The 8526-nt window shown below is 43.0% G+C and carries 10 protein-coding genes and 1 pseudogene; all 11 read right to left on the bottom strand.

Going from position 1 to position 8526, the window contains the following annotated elements; all coding sequences use genetic code 11:
• Positions 1 to 81: 81 nt before the first annotated feature.
• The 11 genes and pseudogenes from L1D51_RS19385 to L1D51_RS19335 all read right to left on the bottom strand — a co-directional run bounded on the left by L1D51_RS19385 (position 82) and on the right by L1D51_RS19335 (position 8468).
• Positions 82 to 291: a cold-shock protein gene (locus L1D51_RS19385; protein ID WP_004587186.1), complete on the bottom strand. Its 210-nt coding sequence runs from the start codon at positions 289 to 291 to the stop codon at positions 82 to 84.
• 200 nt (positions 292 to 491) lie between these two features.
• Complete coding sequence (locus L1D51_RS19380) at positions 492 to 1196, bottom strand: hypothetical protein (RefSeq protein ID WP_054563182.1); 705 nt, start codon at positions 1194 to 1196, stop codon at positions 492 to 494.
• Complete coding sequence (locus L1D51_RS19375) at positions 1184 to 1933, bottom strand: iron transporter (RefSeq protein WP_235575501.1); 750 nt, start codon at positions 1931 to 1933, stop codon at positions 1184 to 1186. The genes L1D51_RS19380 and L1D51_RS19375 overlap by 13 nt, the downstream gene beginning before the upstream one ends.
• Positions 1917 to 2237: a cupredoxin domain-containing protein gene (locus L1D51_RS19370; RefSeq protein ID WP_239964550.1), complete on the bottom strand. Its 321-nt coding sequence runs from the start codon at positions 2235 to 2237 to the stop codon at positions 1917 to 1919. The genes L1D51_RS19375 and L1D51_RS19370 overlap by 17 nt, the downstream gene beginning before the upstream one ends.
• A gap of 19 nt (positions 2238 to 2256) precedes the next feature.
• Positions 2257 to 3567, bottom strand: a complete 1311-nt coding sequence (locus tag L1D51_RS19365; protein ID WP_239964549.1) for an ATP-binding protein — start codon at positions 3565 to 3567, stop codon at positions 2257 to 2259.
• Positions 3567 to 4226 (bottom strand): response regulator transcription factor, encoded by a 660-nt coding sequence (locus L1D51_RS19360; RefSeq protein WP_055021781.1) that lies wholly within the window; start codon positions 4224 to 4226, stop codon positions 3567 to 3569. Before L1D51_RS19360 ends, L1D51_RS19365 begins: the two co-directional genes overlap by 1 nt.
• 3 nt (positions 4227 to 4229) lie before the next feature.
• Complete coding sequence (locus L1D51_RS19355; protein ID WP_054563177.1) at positions 4230 to 4877, bottom strand: tetratricopeptide repeat protein; 648 nt, start codon at positions 4875 to 4877, stop codon at positions 4230 to 4232.
• Between the two features lie 20 nt (positions 4878 to 4897).
• Complete coding sequence (locus tag L1D51_RS19350; protein WP_055021780.1) at positions 4898 to 5674, bottom strand: SDR family oxidoreductase; 777 nt, start codon at positions 5672 to 5674, stop codon at positions 4898 to 4900.
• Positions 5671 to 6360: an iron-containing redox enzyme family protein gene (locus tag L1D51_RS19345; RefSeq protein ID WP_200907870.1), complete on the bottom strand. Its 690-nt coding sequence runs from the start codon at positions 6358 to 6360 to the stop codon at positions 5671 to 5673. Before L1D51_RS19345 ends, L1D51_RS19350 begins: the two co-directional genes overlap by 4 nt.
• Before the next feature lie 12 nt (positions 6361 to 6372).
• Positions 6373 to 7830, bottom strand: a pseudogene (locus tag L1D51_RS19340) (AMP-binding protein); the annotation flags it as partial.
• Positions 7827 to 8468, bottom strand: a complete 642-nt coding sequence (locus L1D51_RS19335; protein ID WP_055021779.1) for a thermostable hemolysin — start codon at positions 8466 to 8468, stop codon at positions 7827 to 7829. The gene L1D51_RS19335 and the pseudogene L1D51_RS19340, both read right to left, overlap by 4 nt.
• Positions 8469 to 8526 lie beyond the last annotated feature (58 nt).

Raw genomic sequence — 8526 nt, 5'->3', positions numbered from 1 at the left:
ATTCACTAGCCCAGTCAATTTTTAGGCATAAAAAAAGCAAGCCGTAGCTTGCTTCTTCTTAATTTTTACTAAAAGTAAAAATTATAACGGAGTGATGTTATCCGCTTGAGGACCTTTTTGACCTTGTGAAAGAGTGAACTCTACACGTTGGCCTTCAGCTAAAGTTTTGAAACCTTCGCTTTTGATAGCGCTGAAGTGAGCGAAAACGTCTGGACCATTTTCTTGCTCGATGAAACCAAAACCTTTAGATTCGTTAAACCACTTAACTGTACCTGATACGATGTTAGACATAGTATTATTCCTGATATAAAAAATTAAACATGCCCTAGCGGGCGGGTGTAGCAAAAAATGAGATGGTACTTAAAAACTTCAGGACGGTACTACAAGTATTACTTATACAACAACGAAATAAAGATTTATTAATTACACGCTTTCTTTCTAGCTGGTGCCCACTATATAGAGTTAGTTTGATAAGTCAAACACTATCGACATTAAAATTCAAACTCTAAAGCCAAGCGAAAGCTATGATCTTTGCCTGATTGGCTAAGCTCACTAATAAAACCTGCTTCCCATTTTAGCTGGCGTTTAGGGCTAAATCTGTGTAAGCCAATAAAGCCTGGCCCCACACCAATAAAGTCCTCACCCGCGTAGACTTCTATTGATGGTTGAAAAGCCGAACGATAGCGATAACGATACTGTAAGCGAAACTCACTTTCCCACTCGTTTTCAATATCAGCTCCCCATTCATACACTAAAAATGCGTTCATAGTCAGGCTTGTACGACCAAACTCTTTTTCCCATAAAAAGCCGGTCGTTGCTTCGTAAGCATCTAGGGTATGCTGTTTTTCAAGCTCAAATAACGCCCCCCAATCGGCCCACAAACGGCCTTGCTCGACCAACTGCCAGCGTAACTCCACTTCATATGAAGATAAACCAAAGTCACCGTTATCATCGCGCTCGCCAACCAAGTAGCCTTCAAGGCTCATGGTGTCGTTAATTGCGCCGCCAAAGCCTGCACGCTGTGCAAGTACATTGCCGCTATCGGTTTGCCTAGACACCAAGCGCCACTCAACTTCACGTTCAAACGGCATCACATAAGGGTGATATACCTTATCAACCACCATGCCATCTGCCTGCGCAAATTGGCTGATACTTATTAAAAACAAGCAACTTAAACTAACTATTAAGAACCGCATACAGGCTCCTTGGTCTTTTTAATTTTTAACACGCGAACTAAGGTGATAAATGCCAATGCTGCAATGACATACACCCATAGCGCGGTTTTACTCGGCGTAGCTTCGTAGCCCACTAAGGCTTTTAATACGCGCCCAAGCTCTGAGTTTTCAACTAAAAACCCACGCCAATCTAAATAATTTGAGGTCACATCGAGTAAATCGATCTGACTTGCTAAATCAAGAAATATCAATAGCTTTGCTGTTGCATTTAAGGCAAGCAACACAACCAATGGCTGCTCGCCTACGCGCTTAGCAATACTCTCAAGCAAAAAGAACAACAACACGCCAAAGCTAATACAAATGCCCACACCTAAACATGTCCCCAGTAGCAATGGCTCAGCAGTATCTCTGCTATGCCAAAAACTGACTAAATAAATCATGTAATGGCTTAAATACAACGTCATGGTTGCAATCAAGGCCAGCGCAGCCGCTATTTTTCGTTGCTGACAGCTAATTAATGCAGCGATAAAAATGACAATACACAGCAGCATTTGAATGAACTCTAAGCCTCTGTGATCAAATAACTGGCTCAGCCAAGCAGCGCCTTGCACAAACACTAAGCTTAGTAGCGTACCAATCACTGCATAAACACTCAGTTGGCGCTGGCTTAAAGGCACAATTAAACTCAAAAGCACGGCTAAAATCACCACAGGCAAAAGCTGATTAATGCTCATTAATAAACTAGTTATCAGCATCATTCACCTCCGTAGCCACGACAGTTCCTCTGGCTGTATTAGGCGAAAATTCACCAAAAAAGTCATAACGCCCTGGGCTGAGCGGCCCAATATAAATGACACTCGTACGGCCTGGGTAGAGCACTTTTTCACGGTTTAAATCAAAGCTATCGAACTCTTCTGGAGTGTCATCTTGATTTTCTATCAAAAGCCGTAGCTTTTTATTGGCAGGAACTTTAATTTCAGCAGGGTAAAACAAATGATCTTTTAAAATCAGCTTGTACTCTTTGGCATAGGCAAGCCAAGACGACATAAATAGTAGCAGCATAGATATTGCCAAAATCCATTTATTCACTGACATCTCCTTGCATAAAAGAGACACTCACCCGCAAGCCACCAAGGTGACTGTCAGCTAAAGCTATATCGGCGTTATAAATCGATACTATGTGTTCAACAATGGCCATACCAAGCCCGGCTCCTTGTTCACCTGATGGATGTTTATCGCCACCCACACGGTAAAAACGGTTAAAAATGCGCTGTTTTTGAGCTTCATCAATACCGGGGCCCGAGTCATCTATTTGCCAGATAAAACGATTTTTTTCGGTTTTCAGAGTAATACAAATCTCTCCCGCAGCTGGGGTATATTTTATGGCGTTACTCAGTAAATTTCCAAACAAAGTGAGCAAGGTAAACTCATCACCGGCGATGATAAAATCATCGCCATCGATGCTAATGGTATGATCTTTTTCGTCAATACGATCATAAAGTTGTGAGGCAACTTGTTGGCTAATTTCTAACACCGACACGGGGCTAAATTGCGCTTGCCATTGCTCTGGATAAGTACGCCCCAAAATCAGCATTTGTTCAACGATATTGCTTAGTTTATCAACGCCTTGTTCCATCGCATCTAGCTCAACACTTTCAACACCTTGGGCCTGTAAGTTATGTACATTGATTTTTAAACTACTGAGCGGCGTTCGCAGTTCATGGGCTGCATCAGAGGCAAAAAAGCGCTCTCGTAAATAAGCACTTTCAACGCGTTTAAATAGGTCATTTAAGCGGCTAATTACGGGTTTTATTTCTTGCTCGGGTGTTTGCCAAGGAATAGCTGTAAAGTCATTTGCTTGACGATGTTTAAGTTGATTTGATAACCGCGTTAATGGTGCAAGCCCTTGTTTTACAAATACACTAATAAGGAGTGCAAGAATAGGCACACTCCATAACAGCGGCGTCATGGCCGATAGAATCACGGTTTCGGTTAGCGCCACACGTTTACTCAAAGGCTCTGCAATAAGCACGCGCTTATTACCTTCGCTTAAGCGATACACTTTGACTCGTTGCCCAGCTAAGTTCTCAACACTAAACCCGGTTTGCCACTGACTTTGATTACTAAGATTTTGCTGCAATGATTTTGAGCTTGAGGCCAAGCTGTCATCGACCCAAACTTGAAACAATAGCTGTGGTAAATCACTGGTATAAGCTGGGGTTTCTTTACTGAGTGGCTGTTCGATTAACACATGTGCCAGCGTTACCAACTCATTATCGAGCAGTGCTTCAGCCTGATTCATGCTTTCACGGTAACCTTTAGTGAAAGCCAAAAAGCAGGTTAAGATCACCATAGACAAAATGAGTAAAGTCAGCCTTTTACGAATTGACACTAGCGTTTACCCACCACATAACCAATACCGCGTAAGGTTTTAATAAACTCTTTAGGGAATTTTTTACGCAAGTGATGAATGTGTACTTCGATGGTATTAGACCCCACCTCTTCACCCCATTCATACAGTTTACTTTCTAACTGCTGTTTTGATTGCACACGACCTTGGTTTTCTAGCAAGGCTTTAAGAAGCATAAACTCTTTGCGCGGCAAGTTTACTGGCTCACCTTGAAAGCTCACGGTAAAAGCGGCGGTGTCCATTTCAACATTGCCAACTTTTAAAGTGCTGGTTTGTGCTTGGGTCAAACGCCTGCTGGCAACCCGTAGACGGGCAAATAATTCTGCGGGATCAAAGGGCTTTGCTAGATAATCATCAGCGCCTAAATCTAGCCCCATGACTTTATCATCAATACTGCCCCTGGCTGTTAAAATCACCACAGGTATATTTTTACGATGCTTTTTGATGTGCTTTAGAATATCAATGCCGTCACCGTCTGGTAGCCCTAAATCAAGGACTACCAGCTCAATTTCTTCACTTTGCAGCCACTGCATTGCTGATTGAACAGTAGAACTATGTTCAACGCTATATCCTTGTTGACGTAAAGAACGACATAGGCCTTCTGCCACTAAGTGGTCGTCTTCAACGAGCAATAAATGCATAGTTTATCTCTTTATTTTTTTCTCTACCTTAGCCAGTAATTTAGTAATTTCTTGCTGGCGGTAAAGATCTGCTTTTGGTCTTTCAGGACGCGCTGGCGCTTGCTGTGCAACCAATAAAAACTCTTTAGCTGATTTATATTTACGCTCGTCATACAAGAATGACGCATATAAATAGTTGCTATCGATACCACGCGGGTTTAGTTCAAGCGCTTGCTTAAACAATTTTTTCGCTTCATCGTCATCACCAAAACCAATTGGCCAACCTGGTACTTTACCGTATAAGGTTGCAAGGCTTGTGTATGCCGAGCCATCAAGTGCTTTTGGATCTAGGCTTAGCGCTTTTTCAAATTGCGCTTTAGCGTCTTTTGCAAGGCCTAGCGCGCCTAAGCCTCCTTTCGCCCCCGCATAGCTCGATAGCACAATACCGTACCAAATATGGCTGGCTGCTTGCTGGTCGTTCGCTTTGGTAAACTCTGCGGTTTCGCTTGCTAATTTTTCGAATGCATCTAACTGCGCATCGTCAACTAACTCGTAATTAACCACTGCCCACTGCTTTTGCACCGAACTTAAATCGCTATTAAAGTCGGCTTTTGCAGGCGCAGCCATGATAACACCTAACATCATTAGGGCTTTTAAATTTAGTTTAGTCATAATCATTCACCTTGATCAATTTAGTTGGCAAAAAAACTTTTAATTTTAGGAAGTTGTTTTGCTATTGCGTTATCAACGAGTGATGGAAATGCGCCGTTAATACGGGCAAATAATGTTTCTGGAAAACCAATAAAACGACGACGTTTTTTTGATTTAATTAAATCTATTAATGCATCAGCCACTTTTTCTGGCGGATCCATGGTGTTACCCAGCTCTTTATTCATCGCGCGCACTTGTGGCGAGTTAATTGCGGTGTCAGTTGCACGAGGCGCTAAATACAATACTTTCACATCGCTGTGGCTGAGCTCTCTGGCAAGAGCTTCGGTCATCCCTCTTAGGCCAAACTTGCTAGCGCAGTACAAGGTTTGATACGGATAACCAATGCTGCCAAACGATGAACCAATATTGACAATCGTGCCTTTATTGCGGGTCACTTGTGGTAAAAATAACTGGCACAATTTAATGGGCACATGCAGGTTAATATTTAACAGGTGATCAATTTGCTGCTCGCTGATTTCAGTAAAGCCCTGCATCACATTAACACCCGCGTTATTAACAAGTAGCCTTGCCCCACCAATTTGCTGAGCAAACTTAGCAAGTTCATCGCGAGATTCACTGTTACTTAGGTCAGCCTGAAAATACTCAGCATCATTGCCACATTCCAATTGCAGTGCAGCAAGTTGCTTCACATTTCGACCAACGAGTAATAAACGCCAACCTTCTTTTGCAAGGCGAAGGGCAATAGCACGGCCGATCCCCCCTGTTGCACCGGTTAGCACACAAACTGGGCTACTCATGCGCTTTGCTCCAAGTCAGCCTCGCTAAAGAAAGGCTCGATATCGAGGTCACGGAAAATATTGCCGTATAGTTTGTAAAAACATTTAGCGGCATGAATGATGGCTTGCTGGTCGTCCTCGTTATCAATTTTGTTCATGAGATTTTCGAAAAACTTCACATGTTCAATATCAAGTGCACCGTGCGAAGTAAGGTAGGTAAACGCCTTTTTAGGTAAACCTACAACCTCACGGATTTGCCCTGCTGCATTATCGGCTAATGCAATCGAAGTGCCTTCAAGCACATGAACCATGCCAAAGAATGCCAAAGGGTTACCGCGATTAATTGTATCGTAGGCGTACGACACCATTAATTCGGTCGAAAACTGTGGACGAGAATCGCGCACTAGCTCTTTATCAAAACCGCATGCTGCAATATCGTTTAGCACCCATTCTTGGTGGCCTAACTCTTCTTCGATGTATTCTGCAACGGCTTCGCGCAACCACTCTTGTTTATCGCTCAGCTTTGCACCGACTGCCATTAGCAGTGGCACTGTGTGTTTAACATGGTGATAAGCTTGCGTTAAGAACGATGCATACTCACTCAGGCTTACTTCACCTTTAAAAACGCGGCTAATAATTGGCGCAGCTAAAAGGTAGTCGCGCTCTTTCTGTGTTTCGGCTTGTAATGTATTGAAAAATTGACTCATGCTCGTCGCCTCTTGATAAAGTGCAGAAATCTCTGCAGCAAAAAATTGATTGATAACATCGCGTTTTGGGCGATTATTGCTGGTTAATAAACCTTGCGTGTGGCTCATAGGCTCTGCCATTCGATGCCACTTTCTGATCTGTGCGTATTCGGGTAATTGCGCGTTTTGTGCCCTAATATGGGCAGCAAGTTCAGCGTCACTCATCGCTTGGTTTGCATAGATAAGTGCGGCTAGAAATGCCTGACCTTCGCCAATCACCACCGCTTGTTGTACCTGGCTGTGGCTAAGCAATAACGACTCTGGCCACTCAGCACTGATATTGCGACCAAAGCTGGTGATAAGTTGGTTTTTCAAACGGCCTTGTATAACCAAGCGACCTGCTTGCTCAGTAACGAGATCGCCAGTTGCATACCAATCGTCAGCATTTTGTGCAGCTTGACCTAAATAGCCCAAAAACAATGAACCCTTGATATAAAGCTGACCATTTTCAATTTTGTATTGAATGTGCTTAAGCACTCGCCCTGCGGTGTCGATGTCATCATCATCGCGAGTGTTTAAACTCACTACCGATGACGATTCAGACAAACCATAGCCTTGATAAACGGGTAAACCGAGCTCACGGGCTTGCTTAATAAGCGCTTGGCTTACAACAGCACCACCTACTGCAATAAACTTTAAGCTTTTAGGTGCTTCCCAGCCTTGCTTTGCAAAAGCCACTAAACAAGTCAGTAGCTCAGGCACTAAAATAAGAGTATTTGGCTCAGTACGTTCAATTGCGGCTATTAATTTATGTGGTTCAAGTAGCTGCGCACCAGAAAAACCAAGTTCAGCTAAAGGCACTAAATTAACCGTACCGCCCGCTAATAGCGGCGCATACACACCGGCTAAATTCTCAAGCAAGACCGGTAGCGGCAACAAACACAAATGGTTTGGTTTTTCTAAACCAATGCTTTGATAAAGTGATGTTGCCACCTGCAATTGGCTTTCAAGCGATAAACACACGCCTTTTGGTGTGCCCGTTGAGCCCGACGTAAAGGTGATCTTTTGCGTGTTTGCAAAATATGGCACAGGCTGTGTATTACTCAATTGGTAAACATACAAAGGGTAATGCTTGCATACATCGACTAACGCCACTAACTTTGCATGCTCACCTTCATAAGCGCGGTCACATACAAATAGCCCTGCTCCGCTATTTTGCAAACCAAACGCAACTTGCTGAGCCGTAAAAAACGTTGGTAGCGGAATTGCCACTCTTTTAAGTTCGCTAAGCGCAGCTTCTAATACACACCAAGCAGGTGTGTTATCTAATTGATAAGCCACACCTTGGGCATCAAATTCTGCCAAAGTAGGTAGTAAACGAGTTACTTGCTCAGTAAATTCTTTTTTAGTTAGTGAGCGCACACCATCGCTTTTGTGGCAAACCATTAAGGTATCGCTATCTTTATGTGGTAATTGTGTCAACCAACTCATAACACCTCCAAAAATACAGCAAGCTCACGCGATGACTGCAAACACTGCTGTTTGATATTGAATAAAACTGGGGTGTTTAGTACACGTTGATGTGCTTCATTTAGATCAACCACACAAATGGTTGGTTGATTGTCGTAATAGCTACCCCAGCTTGCTGGATCTTGAAGTGCTTGTGCATTGGCAACACCGATTTCTTTGCAATTCACACCCAGCATTTTTAATAGCGCTCTCACTTTACGGGTTGCGCAAAACACTAAATATTTTGCTCCTACTTGATAGAGCGCTTCATTCATTAAAACAAAATGTGCCAAGGTGGCTTTTCGATGCGTTGAGCATAAATTACCGAGCTCAAAAATGTGCTCACGCTTGGCACCAACAAAGTGCTCAATAGACGCAGGGAGGTATTGTTCAATAAACAAAGGTTGTGATGCAGAGCGAAGGCCTAACGTACATAATTCATCATCAATATTAAGCTCACAAAGAAGCGGCATGAACTGCGAAATTTTCGCGTCATAGGCTGCAGCAAAACCTTGCTTAATATTACGCTCAAGGCGGTCACGTAATTGACCTCCTTCACGCGTGCAAACAAAGGCAGGCTCTTGAACTTGAGTTTGATGTGATTGTTGAACTGAAAGCATAATTGTTCGCTCCACTTAGGTTATGTGTAAAATTTATCGAGCGAAACTTAAATAAAAC

The sequence above is a fragment of the Pseudoalteromonas shioyasakiensis genome (genome assembly GCF_022398475.1).
Taxonomy (GTDB): Bacteria; Pseudomonadota; Gammaproteobacteria; order Enterobacterales; family Alteromonadaceae; genus Pseudoalteromonas.
This window is presented reverse-complemented; position numbering and strand designations above follow the sequence as displayed.

Excerpts from the sequence above, each read along its gene's own strand:
- L1D51_RS19375 (WP_235575501.1), bottom strand. The coding sequence starts at position 1,933 with ATGATGCTGATAACTAGTTTATTAATGAGCATTAATCAGCTTTTGCCT.
- L1D51_RS19370 (WP_239964550.1), bottom strand. The coding sequence starts at position 2,237 with ATGCTGCTACTATTTATGTCGTCTTGGCTTGCCTATGCCAAAGAGTAC.
- L1D51_RS19350 (WP_055021780.1), bottom strand. The coding sequence starts at position 5,674 with ATGAGTAGCCCAGTTTGTGTGCTAACCGGTGCAACAGGGGGGATCGGC.
- L1D51_RS19385 (WP_004587186.1), bottom strand. The coding sequence starts at position 291 with ATGTCTAACATCGTATCAGGTACAGTTAAGTGGTTTAACGAATCTAAA.
- L1D51_RS19360 (WP_055021781.1), bottom strand. The coding sequence starts at position 4,226 with ATGCATTTATTGCTCGTTGAAGACGACCACTTAGTGGCAGAAGGCCTA.
- L1D51_RS19335 (WP_055021779.1), bottom strand. The coding sequence starts at position 8,468 with ATGCTTTCAGTTCAACAATCACATCAAACTCAAGTTCAAGAGCCTGCC.
- L1D51_RS19345 (WP_200907870.1), bottom strand. The coding sequence starts at position 6,360 with ATGAGTCAATTTTTCAATACATTACAAGCCGAAACACAGAAAGAGCGC.
- L1D51_RS19380 (WP_054563182.1), bottom strand. The coding sequence starts at position 1,196 with ATGCGGTTCTTAATAGTTAGTTTAAGTTGCTTGTTTTTAATAAGTATC.
- L1D51_RS19355 (WP_054563177.1), bottom strand. The coding sequence starts at position 4,877 with ATGACTAAACTAAATTTAAAAGCCCTAATGATGTTAGGTGTTATCATG.